This is a genomic window from Nonomuraea sp. NEAU-A123 (genome assembly GCF_018603905.1).
Lineage (GTDB): Bacteria > Actinomycetota > Actinomycetes > Streptosporangiales > Streptosporangiaceae > Nonomuraea.
In genome coordinates this window covers 19,277-36,804 of sequence record NZ_JAHFZZ010000039.1, presented here as the reverse complement: position 1 = coordinate 36,804, position 17,528 = coordinate 19,277, and the positions used below count along the sequence as shown (strand labels likewise).

The 17,528-nt window shown below is 68.8% G+C and carries 16 protein-coding genes; 1 reads left to right on the top strand and 15 read right to left on the bottom strand.

Translation table 11 applies throughout. From position 1 onward, the window contains the following. Positions 1–36 precede the first annotated feature (36 nt). From KLK06_RS56210 to KLK06_RS56190, 5 genes are read right to left on the bottom strand one after another with little or no spacing between them, the layout of a single operon-like run. A complete protein-coding gene (locus KLK06_RS56210) occupies positions 37–822 on the bottom strand; it encodes an ABC transporter permease (protein ID WP_214644111.1) in 786 nt (261 codons plus the stop codon). Further along, the gene (locus tag KLK06_RS56205) at positions 819–1,670 is read right to left on the bottom strand and encodes an ABC transporter permease (protein ID WP_214644110.1); all 852 of its coding nucleotides are present in this window, start codon (positions 1,668–1,670) and stop codon (positions 819–821) included. Before KLK06_RS56205 ends, KLK06_RS56210 begins: the two co-directional genes overlap by 4 nt. Positions 1,671–1,673: 3 nt before the next feature. Further along, positions 1,674–2,903, bottom strand: a complete 1,230-nt coding sequence (locus tag KLK06_RS56200; RefSeq protein WP_214644149.1) for a spermidine/putrescine ABC transporter substrate-binding protein — start codon at positions 2,901–2,903, stop codon at positions 1,674–1,676. Positions 2,904–2,907: 4 nt separating this feature from the next. Further along, positions 2,908–3,972 (bottom strand): ABC transporter ATP-binding protein, encoded by a 1,065-nt coding sequence (locus tag KLK06_RS56195; RefSeq protein ID WP_214644109.1) that lies wholly within the window; start codon positions 3,970–3,972, stop codon positions 2,908–2,910. A 17-nt stretch (positions 3,973–3,989) separates the two neighbouring features. After that, positions 3,990–5,423, bottom strand: coding sequence for a gamma-aminobutyraldehyde dehydrogenase (locus tag KLK06_RS56190; protein ID WP_214644108.1), 1,434 nt, complete (start codon positions 5,421–5,423; stop codon positions 3,990–3,992). 201 nt (positions 5,424–5,624) lie between these two features. Here KLK06_RS56190 and KLK06_RS56185 point away from each other — a divergent pair, with 201 nt between their 5' ends. Next, positions 5,625–6,119, top strand: coding sequence for an Lrp/AsnC family transcriptional regulator (locus tag KLK06_RS56185; RefSeq protein ID WP_214644107.1), 495 nt, complete (start codon positions 5,625–5,627; stop codon positions 6,117–6,119). Positions 6,120–6,170: 51 nt separating this feature from the next. Here the strand turns inward: KLK06_RS56185 and KLK06_RS56180 are convergent, their stop codons facing one another. From KLK06_RS56180 to KLK06_RS56135, 10 genes are all read right to left on the bottom strand, one after another. Continuing rightward, complete coding sequence (locus tag KLK06_RS56180) at positions 6,171–6,398, bottom strand: hypothetical protein (protein WP_214644106.1); 228 nt, start codon at positions 6,396–6,398, stop codon at positions 6,171–6,173. After that, entirely contained in the window at positions 6,391–7,170 is a 780-nt protein-coding gene (locus tag KLK06_RS56175) for a hypothetical protein (protein ID WP_214644105.1), read from the bottom strand. The genes KLK06_RS56180 and KLK06_RS56175 overlap by 8 nt, the downstream gene beginning before the upstream one ends. A 103-nt stretch (positions 7,171–7,273) precedes the next feature. Beyond that, positions 7,274–10,006, bottom strand: a complete 2,733-nt coding sequence (locus KLK06_RS62855; protein ID WP_214644104.1) for a glycoside hydrolase family 38 C-terminal domain-containing protein — start codon at positions 10,004–10,006, stop codon at positions 7,274–7,276. Next, a complete protein-coding gene (locus KLK06_RS56165; protein ID WP_214644103.1) occupies positions 10,003–11,091 on the bottom strand; it encodes a Gfo/Idh/MocA family protein in 1,089 nt (362 codons plus the stop codon). The genes KLK06_RS62855 and KLK06_RS56165 overlap by 4 nt, the downstream gene beginning before the upstream one ends. A gap of 34 nt (positions 11,092–11,125) precedes the next feature. After that, the gene (locus tag KLK06_RS56160; protein ID WP_250907583.1) at positions 11,126–12,019 is read right to left on the bottom strand and encodes a TIM barrel protein; all 894 of its coding nucleotides are present in this window, start codon (positions 12,017–12,019) and stop codon (positions 11,126–11,128) included. Then, positions 12,010–13,194 (bottom strand): CehA/McbA family metallohydrolase, encoded by a 1,185-nt coding sequence (locus tag KLK06_RS56155; protein ID WP_250907582.1) that lies wholly within the window; start codon positions 13,192–13,194, stop codon positions 12,010–12,012. The genes KLK06_RS56160 and KLK06_RS56155 overlap by 10 nt, the downstream gene beginning before the upstream one ends. Continuing rightward, complete coding sequence (locus tag KLK06_RS56150; protein WP_214644102.1) at positions 13,191–14,261, bottom strand: ABC transporter ATP-binding protein; 1,071 nt, start codon at positions 14,259–14,261, stop codon at positions 13,191–13,193. The genes KLK06_RS56155 and KLK06_RS56150 overlap by 4 nt, the downstream gene beginning before the upstream one ends. Continuing rightward, positions 14,261–15,079: a carbohydrate ABC transporter permease gene (locus KLK06_RS56145; RefSeq protein ID WP_214644101.1), complete on the bottom strand. Its 819-nt coding sequence runs from the start codon at positions 15,077–15,079 to the stop codon at positions 14,261–14,263. The genes KLK06_RS56150 and KLK06_RS56145 overlap by 1 nt, the downstream gene beginning before the upstream one ends. Next, entirely contained in the window at positions 15,076–16,011 is a 936-nt protein-coding gene (locus tag KLK06_RS56140; RefSeq protein WP_214644100.1) for a carbohydrate ABC transporter permease, read from the bottom strand. Before KLK06_RS56140 ends, KLK06_RS56145 begins: the two co-directional genes overlap by 4 nt. After that, a complete protein-coding gene (locus KLK06_RS56135; RefSeq protein ID WP_250907581.1) occupies positions 15,986–17,380 on the bottom strand; it encodes an extracellular solute-binding protein in 1,395 nt (464 codons plus the stop codon). Before KLK06_RS56135 ends, KLK06_RS56140 begins: the two co-directional genes overlap by 26 nt. Positions 17,381–17,528 lie beyond the last annotated feature (148 nt).

Here is a 17,528-nt window from a genome sequence, read left to right as displayed (position 1 = left end):
ACATTCCACTTCCCCACGGTGTTCGTTCTATGACTTTCAGGCACGACGGCGTGCCGCGACCGAGGTAGCGATGGCGATCAGCACGCCGACGCCGAAGATCAGCGTACCCATGACGTTGACCTGCGGCGGAATGCCGGTCTTGACGGACCCCACGATCCACAGCGGGAAGGTGACGGTGCCGCCGTTCACGAAGCTGGTCACCACGTAGTCGTCGATCGACAGCGCGAACGACAGCATCGCCCCCGCCAGCACGCCCGGCATGATCGACGGCAGCGTCACCTGCCGGAACGTCCCCCAGCCGGTCGCCCCGAGATCCCTGGCCGCCTCCTCCATGGCCGGGTCCAGCACGATCACCCTGGCCCGTACGGTGACGACGACGAACGACAGCGAGAACAGCACGTGCGAGATGATGATCGTGGTCGCGTCGCGCGGCACGTTGCCCGAGACGAACAGCGACAGCAACGACGCCCCCATGACCAGCTCGGGCGTCGAGATCGCGGCGAAGACCAGGAAGTTCGTCACCCCCTGCCCCCGGAAGCGGTAGCGGCCGACGGCCAGCCCCAGCATGGTGCCGATCACGACCGTGATGACCGTGCTGACCAGGGCGATCACCAGCGAGTTCTGCAGCGCGACGGTCAGGTCGGAGATGTCGAAGAGGCGGTCGTACCACTTGAGGGTGAAGCCCTGCCAGGTGGTGTTCGACTTGCTCTTCTTGTCGTTGAACCCGAACAGGATCATCACGGCGATCGGCGAGGACAGCCAGACGATGACCAGCCAGGTGTAGGCGTGCAGCAGCCTGTCCCCGAGCCTGCGGCCCCTCATTGCGCCACCGCCTCGAGGACGTTCTCGGTGCCGAGCGCCCTGGCATAGATGAAGATGCCCACGAGCAGCACGGCCATCAGCGTGAACGACAGCGCCGAGGCCGTCGGGTAGTTGAGGTTTGTCAGGTACTCGGTCTGGATGATGTTGCCGATCATCGTGTTCGCCGTGCCGCCGAGTATCTGCGCGTTGACCGGGTCCGCCGTGGCGGGCACGAAGGTCATCAGCACCCCGGCGAACACTCCCGGCAGCGACAGCGGCAGCACCACCCGGCGGAAGGCCGACAGCCGCGTCGCGTACAGGTCGTAGGCCGCCTCGATGACCCGCGGATCGACCCGCTCCAGCGCCACATAGATCGGCAGGATCATGAACGGCAGGAAGTTGTAGGTCAGTCCGCCCACCACCGCGAACGTGGTGGCCAGCACGTGGAACTCGGGGGCCAGCAGACCCCAGCTCTTCAGCGGGCCGAACAGGACGCCGTCGTCGGCCAGCAGGAAGCCCCACGAGATCGTCCGCAGCACGAACGACACGAAGAACGGCAGCAGCAGCAGGAACAGGTACACCGACTTACGCGTCCCGCCCTTGAAGGCGATCCAGTAGGCCACGGGGTAGCCGATGATCAGCATCGCCACCGTGGCGAGCCCGCCGTACAGGAGGGAGCGCAGGAACTGCGTGCTGTAACGGCTGATCGCGTCGGTGTAGTTGGAGACGCTGAACGTCATGGCGAAGCCGTCGATCGCGTTGCCGGTCTGCAACGACACCGACGCCATGGCGGCCATCGGCACGACCAGGAAGATCGCCAGCCACATCCAGCTCGGCAGCGCCAGCAGGTACGGGGTGAGCCGCTTCATCTCCTACGCCTGCGTGATCGACTGGAAGATCGGGTTGAAGACCTGCTCCTGCGCCGTGCTCAGCTTGACGTAGGTGCGGAGCTTGGCGTATTCGGCCTCCGACGGGAACATCAGCGGGCTCTCGACCATCTGCTCCAGCGACTTCTTCCCCTCGCCCGTCGCCTTCGTGGCCTTCTCACGCAGCAGATCCTGTACGGCCGGCACCGGCGTGACGTACTGGATGAACTCGTCCAGCTCGGCGGCGACGGCCGGCTGGTAGAGGTAGTCCATGAGGGTGATCGCGTCGACCGGGTTGGCGGCGTTCTTGGGGATGAGCATGTTGTCGGTCCAGATCGTGCCGCCCTCCTCGGGCACGACGAACTTGACCGGCTCACCGGCGAGCTGCCGCTGGAAGACGTCGCCCGACCAGGCCATGCTGATCCAGACGTCGCCCTTGGACACGGCATCGATGTAGCTCTGGTCGTAATATTTCCGGACGATTCCGGCGTCGCGTTGGGCCTTGAGCTTCTCCCCGGCCTGCTTCCAGTCGTTCTCGGTTGACTTCTCCGGGTCCAGGCCCAGGGCGAACATGCCGAAGTTGGCGATCTCCTGAGCATCGTTCATCATGCCGACCCGGCCCTTGTACTTCGGGTCGAACAGCGAGCCGATGCTCTTGATGTCGTCCTCGACGTACTTGGTGTTGTACGCGATCCCGGTCACGCCCGACGTGTACGGCATCGTGTAGACGTTGCCGGGGTCGTAGGAGCGTTCTTTGTACTTGTCTCCGGCGTTGGCCAGGAAGTTCGGCATCTTCGAGTGGTCGAGCGGCGTGGCGTAGCCCAGCTCGATCATGTGCTGGAGCTGGATGCCGTTGGTCATCACGACGATGTCGTAGCCGATCGACTGGCCCGCCCTCAGCACGGGGTCGAGCTTGCCGAAGAACTCGGCGTTCTCGTTGATGACCTCTTTGTACTGGTACGAGATGCCGGTGGCCTGCTGGAACTTCTTCAGCGGCGCCTGGTCCTCGGGCATGTACTCGGGCCAGTTGGCGAAGACCACGCGGCCGTGCTTGGTCTGCTTGGCCCAGAAGTCCTTGACGGCGTCGGTCTTGGGCGCCTCCGCCTTCTTGCCCTGCACGCCGCAGGCGGCGAGGGCGAGCCCGGCGGCGGACAGACCGGCGATCCTGAAGGCGTCTCGACGAGTGCGGGCCTGAGTCATGCCCCGCAGAAGGGCCGGGTTGAGCGAGCGGTCCATGGGGTCAACTTCCAATCGCATAAGAGTGCTGCGCCCGCCACGACAACCAGACGGGATCGCCCCGCTCTGCGGTGGTCGTCGAGTCGAGCGCGTTCTGCTGAAACACCGTGATCTCCGCCCCATCCGCGAGGCTCACGGCATAACTCGTGTAAGTCCCCAGGTAGACCACCTCGGCCACGGTGCCGGGCACGACGCTCACGTCGCCGTCGGGCTTCTCCGTCGAGATGGTGATCTTCTCCGGCCGGACGGTCACGCTGACCTGGCCGTCCTGTTCCACCAGCACCTGGCCGCCGCCGATGGACAGCACGCCGCCGGTCGCCGTGCCCGCGAGCAGGTTGGAGGTGCCGATGAACCCGGCCACGAAGGTCGTCGCGGGCCGCTCGTAGATCTCGCGCGGCCCGCCCAACTGCTCGACCAGGCCGTCGTTCATGACCGCGATCCGGTCGCTCATGGTGAGCGCCTCGCCCTGGTCGTGCGTCACGTACACGAACGTGATGCCGACCTCGCGCTGGATGCGCTTGAGCTCGATCTGCATGGCCTGGCGGAGCTTGAGGTCGAGCGCGCCGAGCGGCTCGTCGAGCAGGAGCGCTCGCGGCTTGTTGACCAGGGCGCGCGCCAGGGCCACCCGCTGCTGCTGGCCGCCGGACATCTCGCGCGGCCGGCGTTTCTCCCGGCCGGTGAGATCGACGATCTCCAGCATCTCGCCCACGCGCTGCCTGATCTCCGGCTGCGCGACCTTGCGCTGCTTGAGCCCGAAGGCCACGTTGTCCCACACGCTCATGTGCGGGAACAGCGCGTAGGACTGGAAAACCATGTTCACGTCACGCTTGTTCGGCGGGACGTCCGTCACGTCGTTGCCGTGCAGCCTGACCACACCGCGCGACGGGTCCTCGAACCCGGCGATCATCCGCATGGTCGTGGTCTTGCCGCAGCCGGACGGGCCGAGGAGAGAGAAGAACTCCCCCTCGGCGATGCCCAGCGTGATGCCCTTGACGGCCTGGACGACCTCGCCGTGTGAGAGGTACTCCTTGACGACGTCATCTAGTTCGATCGCGTTCAGCTCGGCCATGTCCAGGCACTGTCCTTTTAGTCGCCGATGTAGTGCATGACGTGCTTGACCCTGGTGTAGTCATGCAGACCGAACACCGAAAGGTCCTTGCCGTACCCCGAGTGCTTGAAGCCGCCGTGCGGCATCTCCGACACGAACGGGATGTGCGTGTTCACCCAGACCACGCCGAAGTCGAGTCTGTTGGACATGCGCATGGCGCGGCCGTGGTCGGACGTCCAGACGGAGCCGCTCAGGCCGTACCTGACGTCGTTGGCCTTGGACAGCGCGTCGGCCTCGTCGGAGAACGTCTGGACGGTGATGACCGGGCCGAACACCTCGTTCTGCACCATCTCGTCGTCCTGCTTGAGCCCGTCGACGATGGTGGGGGCGAAGAAGTAGCCCTTCTCCCCGACGCGGTTACCGCCGGTGAGCACCTTGGCGTGCGCCGGGACGCGCTCGATGAAGCCCTGCACCTTGGCCAGCTGGGTCTCGTTGTTGAGCGGGCCGTACAGCGCCTCGTCGTTGGACAGGTCCCCGGTCACGGTGCCCGCGGCGGCCTCGGTGAGGGCGGCGACGAACTCGTCGTGCACGCTCTCGTGAACCAGCACGCGGCACGCGGCCGTACAGTCCTGGCCCGCGTTGTAGAGGCCCGCGGTGGCGATGTCGCCGGCGGCCTTGCGCAGGTCCTTGACGTCCTCGAAGACCACGACGGGCGCCTTGCCGCCGAGCTCCAGGTGAACCCGCTTCACATCCTCGGCGGCGGTCTTGGCCACCGCCATGCCCGCGCCGACGGAACCGGTGATGGCGACCATGGCCGCGGTCGGATGGCCCACGACGAGCGCGCCGGTCTCCCGGTCACCCGTCACCACGTTGAAGACCCCGGCGGGCAGCACCGAACCGATGATCTCGGCCAGCTTGAGCGTGGAGGCCGGGGTGGTGTCGGACGGCTTGAGCACGATCGTGTTGCCGGCGGCCAGCGCGGGGGCGATCTTCCAGACCGCCATCATCATCGGGTAGTTCCACGGCGTGACCTGCCCGATCACGCCGATCGGCTCGTGCCTGATGACGCTGGTGTGCTCGGCGAGGAACTCACCCGACGTCGGACCCTCCAGCGTACGCGCCGCGCCGGCGAAGAAGCGGAAGTGGTCGGACGCGACCGGGGTCTCGTCCTCGGCCATGCGGGCCCGCGGCTTGCCGGTGTTCAGGCACTCCGCCTCGTTGATCTCGTCGGCCCGGGCGTCGATGGCGTCGGCGACCTTGAGCAGCAGGTTGGCCCGCTCCCCCGGGGTGGTCTGTCCCCATGACTCGAACGCGGCGGCCGCGGCGGCGTAGGCGGTGTCGACGTCCTCGGTGCCCGAGATCGGGGCCTGCAAGTAGGCCTCGCCCGTGCACGGGTCGATGACATCGGAGAATCGGCCGCTCTTGGCGTCCACGAACTCACCGTTGATGAAGTTCTGCAGACGGGTGGTCAAGGTATGACCTCCTCGTGAGGTGGCTGAGATGCCGAGACTCTTACAGAGCGCATGCATCACGACAAGGGATTTCGTGGTGAATATATCAAATTGCTACGAAATCGCTTGACAGAGACCCAATAACTGACACCATGTCGCACCAGGACGGCAACGCAGCGGGAACGCGCCCGCAACGCCGGACCGGTAGGAGGCCCCCTCACAATGTCCACGCCGCCCCGCGTACGCCGCAGCAATGACGCCGCCCCCGCGCCGTTCGTGCTCGACGATCTCTCCAAGCAGATCATCGAGCAGCTCCAGGGCGATGGGCGCATGCCGTACGCGGCGATCGGCAAGGCCGTCGGCCTCTCGGAGGCGGCGGTCAGGCAGCGGGTGCAACGCCTGCAGGAGGCCGGAGTAATGCAGATCGTCGCCGTCACGGACCCCCTCACGCTCGGCTTCCCGCGCCAGGCGATGATCGGGGTGAACTGCGAGGGCGATCTGGATTCGATCGCGGACGAACTGGCGGCCATCGACGAGATCGACTACGTCGTCCTGACGGCCGGGTCCTTCGACGTCATCGTCGAGGTGGTGTGCGAGGGTGACGGGCATCTGCTGGAGATCCTCAGCAAGATCCGCGCCATTCCGGCCGTGCGGGCCACCGAGTCGTTCGTGTACCTGAAGCTGCGCAAGCAGACTTATTCGTGGGGGACACGCTGATCATGAGGCGGGTCCCGTTGGGTCCCGCCTCGGTCATCGTTCACGTTCGGGTCAGGCGAAGAGCTCCTCGGCCGAGTGAACCGAGATCGCACGTATCAGCCACACATCGAGAAGAAGCTCCAGATCACTGCAGCCGTAGACGCGCTCACGGTCGGCGTCGGACAGCACGACCCCTCGGGACTTGAGCACTATGACTACCGCGTTGGCCACTCCCTTGGCTCGCCCCCTGGCGAGCAGGCTCTGGGCGTACTCCCCCTGGTAGAGGTAGCTCTCAGGCAAAGAGTTCCTCCACCGTGGAGACCAGAGCTGCTCGCTCCAGCCACAGCTCGAGGCGTGCGGCGTCACCACAGGTCGTGATGCGCTCACGGTCGCTGTTGGACAGCGCTATCCCTCGCGCCTCGAGGAAAATGAGCAGCGACTTAACCTCGCCCTTGGCGAGGAGGCTTTGGGCGTACTCCCCCTGGTAGCGGTAGGTCTCTGTGGCCATGAGTCGCTCCATTTCCTTCTGCGCGTTGCCTTTCAGCGCCACGGTGACATATTCAGCGTAGCCTCGCGCCACGTCCGGATCGAGGCCGTCCAAAGCCTCCGTAAGCGCGGCGAGGATGCCCGCTATCTCTGGATGATCACTCTGGGTGATCGCGGAGACCGCCGCGAGGCCGATGTTGCCGATGGCCTCCGCGACATCCGTGATGGCCTTGGTGTTGTCGGGGCCGACCACCAGCGGGATCAGGGTCAGGCCGGGGTGACCCGTTTCTATGGGACGCGAGGCCCAGCGAGCCGTAGCCCGGTCGGGACAGATGACGACCAGGCAGACGGGACACTCGTCACGGGCTCGGAGGTTGGCGATGTAGGAGAGCCATGACCAGCGCTTCTCTTTGTCGTCGCTCAGTTGGACCTCGACGATGACGCCCAGCTTGGTGCTGGGCTCATCGCCGTACAGCAGCGCCGCGTCCGCCCGGAAGGGGGCCGGCACAGCCTCCGACAAGTCGCTACAGACCCGGGCGGCCTTGAACTCGGCGGGTATCGGGAGGGCGAACAGTTCGCGCAGCATTTGCGCCGTATGTCCGGGGTCGAGAGTAGTGATCCCGACCAGCCCCTCGTGCAATGGGGTGGTCATGGTCGAGATATTACTCTCTGCGATCGTTACATTACTGTTAGTTGACCAATTGAATGGTGGCGATCTCCCAAGGGCGCAGCGCGAGGCGGACGGTTCCGGATGAGACAGGCAGCGGGTCGCCTGGACGGCCGCGGAGGTCGGCATGGCGAGCCCGGGTGAACGAGCCGGAGATGACCGCGTCCGCGGAGGTTTCCGACAGAGCCACGACACGGAGTTCGTGCCAGCCGTCGCGGACCCTGAGCGAGGTCATGACCACGCCGTCGCCCGTCACCGACAGGCCGGGAGCCGCCGGGGGCAGGCTAAGGGACGGGTCGCCGGTGCCGGGGACCGCGAGGAGGTCGTGCCGGAACGTCTCGGCCGCCGGCGGCACCGCCTCCCACGAGCCGCTGTACGGCATGAGCGCCAGGCTGACCGTGCGCAGGCCGCGTGACTGGGCGGCCGGGGTCGGCAGTTGGGGGCCTGCTGGTTCGGGGCGCATGGCGTGCAGGTTGCGTGAGAGGTAGCCGACCGAGCGGAGCAGGGTCAGGGCGAGCTCCGCGCCGCCGTCGGCCAGCTCGTACTCGGTGACGTGCTCCAGCAGCGCCGCGACCCCGCCGGCGGCCACCCACCCGGAGGCCGGGAACGTGGGCAGCGGCACCTCGCCACAGCCCGCCTCCGAGGTCAGGCCGCGGGTGACGACCGCGAACTGACCCTCCGCGTACGAGGCCGCCGCCTGCGCGGGCAGCGGTACGTGCAGGCGTACCCGGTGGTCGGAGCAGCGGTTGTCGAACGAGACGTGCAGTCTGACGTACGGCTCGCCGGCCCGCAGTTCGACCCGCGTGTCGACGACGATCTCCTCGGTCGTCTCGGTCCTGGCGGCGGCCGGGATCTCCGGGGTGCCCTCGATGCCCTGGCCCGCGGCGGGCCAGCGGTAGGTGCGGCGGACGTCGAAGGCGGCCAGCAGCGGTCCCGAGTAGACCGGCGTCAGCTCGACCGACTCCGGGTCCGACACGATCCGGTCGTCGGCCGGGGGCGCGTAGTTGTAGGTGTCGCCCACGTCGCCGCCGTCCACGATGCGGCCCGCGCCCGTGAGGGTGGTCCCGTCGGCGCCGGTCAGCGTCAGCGTCCCGTCCGCCGCCACCTCGACGCGCAGCAGCCCGTTGTCGAGCACCCGCTCCTCGGCCCGCACCCCGGCGACCGGCGCACTCACGGCGGAGGAGCCACCGGACGCCGAGGAGCCATGCGGCGCCGACGAGTTGTGCACCGTCGCCGAGTCGTACGGTGCCGGGCGGACGCTCGTGTGTCCCAAGGGCGGTGTCTCGACGAGCGCGGCCACGGTACGGCGGGCCTCGGCGACGATCCGCACCCGGGTCACCCCGTCCAGCGCCCCGCGTACCTGCGCCACGTTGAAAGCCACCGCGGACTCCCGCGCCACCGTGAACGTCAGCGTGCCGCCGTCCACCGACCAGCCGGTGATGTGCTGACCGTACAGCTCCGTGCCGTGGATGAAGGTCAGCGCGGTGGCCGGGTCCATCTCGGCATCCAGCAACAGCGTGGGCGCGTACTCCAGGGTCTGCGCGGGCACCGGCGCGCCGGCCGGGTCCACCAGCGGGTCCCGGCCCGCCACGTCCACCACCACGACGCCGCGCCGGGCGGCGGGCGTCGGGTTGACGATGAGCACCCCGTCCGACGGTACGGCGGCGGACAGCCTGGCCGTCACCATGTCGCGGACGGCCTGCCCGAGCTGCTCGGCCTCGGCGATGCGCGCGGCGACCTGCTGGGCCGTGTCGTCGACACCGCAGCCGGTCACCGAGTCGTGCCCGCTGGCGTCCACCAGCCGCCACCACGCCATGTCGAGGAACCGGCCGGGCCAGTCGCCGCCCCACAGTGTGGCCAGCGGTTCGGCGTAGCGCTCGACCATCCGCTCGGCCCGCCCCATGGCCTGCTTGACGTGGGCGCGCACGGAGATGACGCCGGGCAGGATGTTCGCGCGGGCGTGTGAGCGCAGCTCGCCGGAGACCCGGGGCAGCCCCTCCACCGAACCCGAATAAGCACCGATATATCCGGTCAAGGTGTCCATGCGGGCGCCGATGTCGGCCACCATGCCGGGCAACCCGCGTACGGGAGCCGAATGGTCGGTTCCGTACATCGCCAGCAGCGCCCCCTCGGGCCCGTGCCATTCCCGCATCCGCTCGATGAACTCGGCGGCCCGCTCCGGCAGTTGCGCGGGATCCTCGAACAGGTGCGCCCCGTTGCCATATCCGCCGGCAGGCAGGTACTGCGTCCGCAGAGCCGTGCCGTCAGGCGCGACCCAGGCGAAGGCGTCGGTCACCACGGACGACGGCACCCCGCGATAGACGCAGGCGTGCAGCAGCCCGGCCCGTCGCAGGATCTGCGGCATCTGAGCCGTGTGCCCGAACATGTCGGGCAGATAGCCCACCGCCATGGCCCCGCCGAGCTTGTCGGCCCGGTTCATGCCCAGTTCGAGGTTGCGCACGATGTTCTCGCCCGAGCACAGGAACTCGTCGAGCAGGATCTGCCACGGCCCGACCGCCAGCCGCCCGGACTCCACCAGGGCGGCGATGCGGTCGCGGTTCTCCGGCCGGACCTCCAGGTAGTCGTCGACGCAGGCCAGCTGACCGTCGAGGGTGAAGTGGTAGCCGGGCTCCCGCTCCATCGTGTCGAGCACCTCGTCGAGCAGCGCCACCAGCCGCAGCCGGAACCGCTGGAAGGGCTCGTACCACTCCCGGTCCCAGTGCGTGTGCGGGACGACGACGATTTCGGCGGTCACGCGGCCTCCCCTCCGATCGGCAGGTCATGCTGTACGGCGAAGCAGGCGGCGATGCTCTGGGCCGTGACGATGTCCGCCAGCCCACCGGCCGCGGCGGTGAGCGGCGGCTTGCCCTCGTTGACGTAGGCGTGGAAGGCGGCCAGCTGCACCTCGAACGCCTCGATCACGTCACGCCATTCGGTCCGGCTCTCTCCCCCGGAGACCCCCGAGACCACGGTCAGCGTCGTGGGCGCGTTCAGCAGGTAGGGAGAGGGGAAGACCAGCTCCAGCGAGCCCTTGTCGTGGTGGATGGCCACGGTCTCCCGATAGGCCGGGTAGTCCTCCAGGTAATGCCACCGGATCGAGAACCGCCCGCTGACGGGCAGCGTCCCGGAGACCTCGATGGACCCCGGTCCCGGCCCCCACGTCTCAACTGCCGAAATATCGGCAGGCGACCCGGTAAAGCGCCTCAAGAGCGACAAATCGTGGCATATCGAGCCGAGGGCCACCCCATAGAGGGCCCGTGCGGAGTCGGGAGCCGAGTCCCCGAGCGCCCGGGAGACCAGCCCGTCATCCGCCGCGCGCAGCGAGGCCAGCAGCTCGGGGTCCACGTCATGGGCCGCCGTCAGGTTCGCGAAGGCCAGTTGGGACCCGGCGCTCGGGTGCAGCACGGTCACCTCGACCGACCGGATCGCGGCCGGACCGCCCAGTTCGGCCAGCAGCTCCTCGGCCCGGCGCACGGCCGGGTCGTACTGCTTCATGTAGCCGACCATCAGCCGCCCCTCGGGCAGCGCCTCGACCTCGGCCCTGGTCAGCGCGAGCGGCTTCTCGCAGAGCACGGCGTAGCCCGCGGCCAGCGCCTGGCGTACCGGCTCGCCGTGGGAGCCGGAGGCGAGGATGACCACGGCCTCGAACCCGCCCTCGGCCAGCATGCTCTCCACGGCCGTGAAGCGCTTCGGCGCCCCCAGCCGGTCGCCGACGGCGTCGGCGGCGGTCCGTGACAGGTCGCAGACGGCGGTCACCTCGAACAGGTCACGGCGCCTCGACAGCAACGGTACGTACACCGCCTGCGTGACGGCACCGCACCCGACAAGCGCGATCTTCAAAGCCCGATCCTCCAGCGTGGGGTCAGCCTGGGGGTCACAGTCCCAGCTCTCTCAGCTTCTCGCGATTGGCCGCCTGATCGGCGATGTTCCGCTCAACCGACCGGCGGCCCGGCAGGGTGTCCTGCTCGACGATGACCCAGCCCTGGTAGCCGATCTCGTCGAGCGCGCGGACGACACCCGGCAGGTCCAGCTCGCCCTCGCCCAGCGGGGCGAACCCGCCGCGGCCCATGAGCTCGCGCAGGTCCACGCCGTCGGCGAGGGCCTGGCCGAGTATCGCGGTGTCGCCGTCCTTGATGTGCACATGGCCGACCCGGTCCGACCAGTCGCGTAGCCCGGTCACCGGGTCGCCGCCGGCCAGCAGCAGGTGGCCGGTGTCGAGGCAGAGCTGCACGTCGGTCAGCTCCAGCAGCCGTTCGACGTCCTCGGGCGTCTCGACGTACGTGCCGAGGTGGTGGTGGAAGGCGGGCTCGAACCCGCGTTCCCGGCAGCGGTCGGCCGCGATCTGCACCCGGGAGGCGTAGCCGGGCCAGTCGGCGGCGGCCAGCCCCGGAGCGTTCCCGCCCGGCCTGGCGAACCTGGCCGGAGAGCCCGAACAGCCGAGCGTGGGCCGCGGCGCCAGGTGCTCGGGCGCGGCCGGAGCGGCGGCGAACACGTCGAGCGTCGCGTCCAGCGCGACCAGCCCCTTCTCGAACTCCGCGGGGTCGCTGTAGCGCAGGTCGGCCCAGCCGCCGGCGAGCAGCAGCCCGTCGAGCCGCTTCACCAGATCCGCGCCGGTGCCGAGGTAGCCGATGGGTCCCAGGTCGATGCCCGCGTAGCCGGCGTCGGCGAGCGCGTGGACCATCTGGTCGGCGGTCAGCGGCGGCGGCGCGTCGGCCAGCTCGAACACGCCGAAACTCACGGGGGCGTTGGCGACTCGTATTACTCGCATAGCGCGATTACCTCGTTCTCGTACGTTTCCAGGCGATGCCGTCCTTCTCCCACGGGGACCACTACCCGCTCACCGCGGATGACCTGGCGATCGCCCCCGGGGCGCACCAGGACGAGGCCGTCGGCGTCGAGCGCGAGCAGTTCGTCGCCCAACCTGAGCAGCAGCGGCTCGCCGGGGCCCGCGGAGATCGCGGTACGGCCCGCGGCGACGGCATCGAAGATCGTGCTGGTGTCCTCGGCCAGGACCCAGGTGGTGGGCGCGCCCGGCAGGCCGTCTTCACCGATGCGGTGGAAGTCGCTGGCGCCGATGGCGACCAGGTCGGGGTGCCAGGCATCGGCCCAGGCCAGGGGCGCGCCCCAGCGCCGGTCCCACCAGCCGGAGTGCCAGACCTCGGCGATCCGCGGCCGTTCGGCCACCGGCTGGAGCCAGGCGCAGTCGCCGCCGAGCGGGTGGTTGATCGAGATCAGCCCGCCCTCGCGCGCGGCGTGCCGGACCCAGGAGTCGGCGGGCTGCCGGAAGTCCACCCAGCCGACGTCGCCGAACACGTTGGCGTGACCCCGGTCGGTGGTGACCTCCTGGCCGGGCAGCAGCGTGATGCCGCGGTCGTCCCCGAGCCAGGGGTGGTGGCTGACGGTGTTGTGGTCGGTGACGACCAGGAAGTCGAGGCCGCGGCCCTTGGCCAGCTCGGCCAGCTCGGGGATGGTCAGCACGCCGTCGCTGTGAACGGTGTGGGCGTGGAAGTCGCCCGCGAACCAGCGCAGGCCGTCGACGCCCGGCAGGTCGCGGCGCGGCGGCCGTTCCCCGTGCGGCGGCTCCTCGGCCACCGGCCGCGGCGGCGCGGCGGGCTCGGTGAGGATCTCCAGCGTGAAGTCGAGGCCCTGCGGCGGCACCCGGTGCAGCCGCAGCCACACCTGCCACGTCCCCGCCTCCAGCTCGCCGGGCAGGTAGCCGGGCGTCGCCCAGTCGGCGGTGATCGTGTACTCGTCGCGCGCGCCGCCCGACCAGCCGCGGAACCCGTCCGGCGAGCCGCACCCGAGGTCGAGCACCCCGAGCGACCGGTCGAAGCTCAGCCGCACGGTCAGCGCGGCGGTGCCGCCGGGCACCTCGAAGGGCACCTCGCGCAGGATCCGGTCCAGCCGGTCGTCCAGGCTCCAGTGGCCGTGGATCAGGGTCATGCCGACACCAGCTCGCCATCGCGGTAGACCAGGGCCCGGTCGCGGCGGGGCGTCGCGAAGCCGTCGACGCCCAGCTCGGGCTCGTCGCCCTCGGGCACGACCGCCTGGACGAGCACGTCGCCGACCTCCAGCGTCACCAGGTGGGACGCGCCCAGGTTCTCCACGATGGCCACCTTTCCGCCCAGCGAGCCCTCGGCGGGCTCGGCCGAGTAGGTGTTGTACTCGGGCCGCACGCCGTACACGATCCGCTCGCCGTCGACCAGTAAGCCCTCGGCCGAGACGGGGACCGGCACCTTGCACCCGGCCACCTCCAGCGTGTCACCGCGGACGGTCCCGTCGAGCAGGTTCATCGGCGTCGAGCCGATGAAAGCGGCGACGAAGGTGTTGGCGGGCCGCTGGAACACCTCGGCCGGCGTGCCGATCTGGCGGATGTGACCGGCCTCCATGACGGCCATCCGGTCGGCCATGGCCAGGGCCTCGGCCTGGTCGTGGGTGACGAAGACGGTGGTGACGCCGAGCTCGCGCTGGAGCTTCTTCAGGAACGTACGGGCCTCCAGCCGGAGCCGGGCGTCGAGGTTCGACAGCGGCTCGTCGAACAGGAACGCTTTCGCCTGCGTCGCCATGACGCGGGCCAGCGCGACCCGCTGCTGCTGGCCGCCGGACAACTGGCCGGGGCGCCGGTCCATGAGCTGGTCCAGGCCCAGCCGGGTGCCGACCTCCAGGGCCTTCCGCTGCCGGTCGGCCTTGCCGACCTTCTTGATGCGCAGCGGGTAGGCGATGTTGTCGGTGACGTCCATGTGCGGGAACAGCGCGTAGTCCTGGAAGACCATCGCGATGTCCCGAGCGCCCGGCTGGACGCCGGTGACGTCGCGGTCGCCGATGACGACGGCGCCGCCCGTGGCGGTCTCCAGCCCGGCGATCGTGCGCAGCAGCGTGGTCTTGCCGCAGCCGGACGGGCCGAGCAGGGCGAAGAACTCGCCGTCGGGGATGGCCAGGTCGAGCGAGTCGAGCGCTTTGACTCCCCCGGGATAGACCTTGGTCAGTCCTCGCAGTTCGATTGCGGCCATCAGCGCTTGATCCCTCCGTGGAAGCGGAAGCCGTACTTCTTGCTGACGAACAGGTACATGAGCACCACAGGGACCGAGTAGAGCAGGCCGAACGTGGACAGCAGGGTGAGGTTGGCCTGGCCGCCCTCGGTGTACAGCGTGTACATGATGACTGCCGCGGGCTGCTTCTCGACATCGCTCAGCAGCAGGTACGGCATCAGGAAGTTGCCCCACACGTTGGCCACGGCCCACACCGCGATCGTCGCCAGTCCCGGCCGTACCAGGGGGACGACCACGTGACGGACGATCTGCAGCGGCGAGGCCCCGAAGACGCGCGCCGACTCCTCGTACGACTTCGGCGTCGAGTCCATGAAGTCCTTGAGCATGAAGATCGCCGCCGGCAGCAGGCCGCCGCTCAGGATGAGGATCAGCCCGAGCTGCGAGTCGATCAGGTTCAGCTCGACGGCCAGTTGGAACAGCGGCACCATCGCGGCCGTGCCGGTGATGATCGAGGACAGCAGCAGCAGCGCGTAGAGCAGCGCGTCGCGCCCCGGCAGCCGCACCCGGCTCAGCGCGTACGCGGCCAGCGCCGCGAAGAGCACCACGAGCAGGGCGGTGCCGACCGCCAGCACCAGCGAGTTCAGCAGTGACGGCAGCGCGTACGGGTGCTCCAGGATCGCCGTGAAGTTGTCCAGCGTGAAGTCGGGCACCCGGACCTCGTAGGTGGGGTCCGAGGTGAACGGCGCGGCGGCCAGCCACAGCAAGGGGATGGTGAAGAAGGCCAGCAGCACCGCGATCAGCGTGTAGAAGCCGATCCGGCCCAGCACGAACCGCGTCATTTCTTACTCCTGAGCAGGCGCAGGTAGAACACCGCCACGACCAGGTTGATCAGCAGGATCACCGTGGAGACGGCGGCGCCGTAGCCCAGCTCCTGGCCCAGCAGCGCGACCTTGTAGACGTGGACGGCCAGCACCTCGGTCTGACCGTCGGGTCCGCCCGCGGTGAGCATGAACGGGGTGAAGTCGTTGAACGTCCACAGGCTGATCAGCAGGAGGTTCGTCAGGATGTGTCCCCTGATGTGGGGGAACACCACGTCACGCAACTGCTGCCAGCCGGAGGCCCCGGCCAGGCGGGCGCTCTCCAGGTGCGAGGGCGGCACGTTCCCGAGCGCGGCGCCGTACAACATCATCGAGAACGCGGCGCCGCGCCAGGTGTTGAAGACGACGATCGACAGCATCGGGTGGTCGAGCAGCGGCGCGAAGCCCGGCAGGTGGAGCAGCGCTTGGAGCGTGCCCCCGTCGCGGTCGAGCAGGGCCACCCACAGGAACGAGACCACGGCGCTGGGCAGGATCCAGGCCAGGATGACCAGGCCCTCGACCGCCCGCTTGAGCGGCCCGGTGCGATCACGCATCAGCCAGGCGATCGTGAACCCGAGCACGACCTGGCCGATGACGGCCGAGCCGAGCACGAACTGGACGGTCAGCCAGGTGGAGTTCCAGAACGCGGGATCGGAGACCGCCTTGACGAAGTTGTCGAAGCCGACGAGCTTGGGCTCGGCGGCGGCGGTGCCGGTCAGGCGGTAGTTGGTGAGGCCGAGATAGAGGACCCAGAGCGCGGGGAAGACCAGGAACACCGCGATCAGCGCCAGCGCGGGCGCCACGAAGGCGCCCGCTCTCAGCCTGCCCAGGCCCGCCGCGTCCGAGCTGTAGCGGCGGGCCCGCGCCTCGTCGATGACCTCAGGAGCCTCAGGAGGCGATGTTGCCTGCGCCACCGACAATTCCTTCGAGCTTCTTCTGGTAGTCGGCGGCGGCCTGGTCAGGTGCCGTGCCTCCGACGACGGCGGCCGTGGCCTCCTGGAGCGCGGCCGACACCTGCGGGTAGACGGCGACCGGCGGCCGGTAGGCCGTCAGCGGCAGCACCTTCTCCGAGATGAACGTCAGCAGCGGCTCCCCGGCGAGGATCTCCTTGTTGACGTCGATGCGCGGGGTGATGCGCACGTTGCCGTCCTTGGTCTCCTCCTTCAGCCCCTCCGGCGAGAGCGTGAAGGCCAGCAGGTCGAAGGCCTCCTTCGGATGCTTGCTGTTGGGGTTGACGGTACGCAGCGCGCCGCCCGACATGCTGACGAAGTCCTGGCCGCGCAGGCCCTTGCCCGGCTCCATGGCCGGGATCATGGCGTAGCCCACAGTCTGGTCGCGGTCGGCCATCTTGGCCACGCCGTCCTTGGGGTTGACGACGCCGCGCCAGAAGTAGTCGCCCTCCATCAGGATGCCGATCTTGCCGCCGGCGAACTGCTGGAAGGACTTGTCGCGGCCCTTGGCCTCCTGCTGGAGCTTGGGATCGCCGAGGCCGCTACCGCCGTAGATCTTCTGGTAGAGCCCGAGCGCGTCCATGAGCGGCTGGGCGGCACCAGTCCACTTGCCGTCCTTCTGGACCTCACCGCCCGCGCCCGCCAGCAGCGGGAGCACGCCCTGCATCGAGGTGGCCTCGCCCATCGCGGTGCCCGCGTTGATCTGGATCGGCACCGGGACGCCCGACGACTTCAGCTTGGCGCCGGCGTCGAGGATCTCCTGCCAGCTCTTCGGCTGCCAGTCGGCCGGCAGGCCCGCCTTCTGGAAGAGCGTCTTGTTGAAATAGAGCACCCGGCCGTCCGTGCCGACGGGCAGCGCGTACTTCTTGCCGTTGAACGTGGCCAGCCCCTGAACCGACTCGGGGATCTGCTGCCAGCCGTCCCAGCCGTCGGCGCTCGCCCCGACGACGTCGGACAGCGGCTTGATGTAGCCCGCCTCGGCGAACTCGCCGGCCCAGATGCCGTCGATGTCGATCACGTCCGCGCCCTTGCCCGACTTCAGGTCGAGGGAGAGCTTGGTCTTGTACTGCTCGTCGTCGACACCGCTGGGGACGAACTTGACCTTGACGTCCTTCCCCTTCGCCTTCTCGGCCGCCTCGAACTTGGGGACGACCCAGTTGGCGATGAAGTCGGCCGCCCTCGCGTTCTTGCCGCCCGCGATGGCGTTCTGCGCGATTGTCAACTCGATCGTGTCGCCGCCGTCGCCGCCGGACGACTGGCCGCACGCGGCGAGCCCCAGCGTGGACACGGCGAAGACCGCGACCACGCTTACCGACCTATTCCGCAATCCCATGCAAACCCTCCGACACGTCCTAAAGGCACGACGGTGGCCAATATGTCATGACATCCAGATGACGTAAAGGTCTGCCGATATTTCGCTCATGTGTCAACATGCTGCATCTTTGTTACGAGGAGGTCTCGGCGACGGTCCGCCGATGAGC

Coding starts and splice junctions, on each gene's coding strand:
- KLK06_RS56210 (WP_214644111.1), bottom strand. CDS start 822: ATGAGGGGCCGCAGGCTCGGGGACAGGCTGCTGCACGCCTACACCTGG.
- KLK06_RS56205 (WP_214644110.1), bottom strand. CDS start 1,670: ATGAAGCGGCTCACCCCGTACCTGCTGGCGCTGCCGAGCTGGATGTGG.
- KLK06_RS56200 (WP_214644149.1), bottom strand. CDS start 2,903: ATGGACCGCTCGCTCAACCCGGCCCTTCTGCGGGGCATGACTCAGGCC.
- KLK06_RS56195 (WP_214644109.1), bottom strand. CDS start 3,972: ATGGCCGAGCTGAACGCGATCGAACTAGATGACGTCGTCAAGGAGTAC.
- KLK06_RS56185 (WP_214644107.1), top strand. CDS start 5,625: ATGTCCACGCCGCCCCGCGTACGCCGCAGCAATGACGCCGCCCCCGCG.
- KLK06_RS56175 (WP_214644105.1), bottom strand. CDS start 7,170: ATGCTGCGCGAACTGTTCGCCCTCCCGATACCCGCCGAGTTCAAGGCC.
- KLK06_RS56160 (WP_250907583.1), bottom strand. CDS start 12,019: ATGCGAGTAATACGAGTCGCCAACGCCCCCGTGAGTTTCGGCGTGTTC.
- KLK06_RS56155 (WP_250907582.1), bottom strand. CDS start 13,194: ATGACCCTGATCCACGGCCACTGGAGCCTGGACGACCGGCTGGACCGG.
- KLK06_RS56150 (WP_214644102.1), bottom strand. CDS start 14,261: ATGGCCGCAATCGAACTGCGAGGACTGACCAAGGTCTATCCCGGGGGA.
- KLK06_RS56145 (WP_214644101.1), bottom strand. CDS start 15,079: ATGACGCGGTTCGTGCTGGGCCGGATCGGCTTCTACACGCTGATCGCG.
- KLK06_RS56135 (WP_250907581.1), bottom strand. CDS start 17,380: ATGGGATTGCGGAATAGGTCGGTAAGCGTGGTCGCGGTCTTCGCCGTG.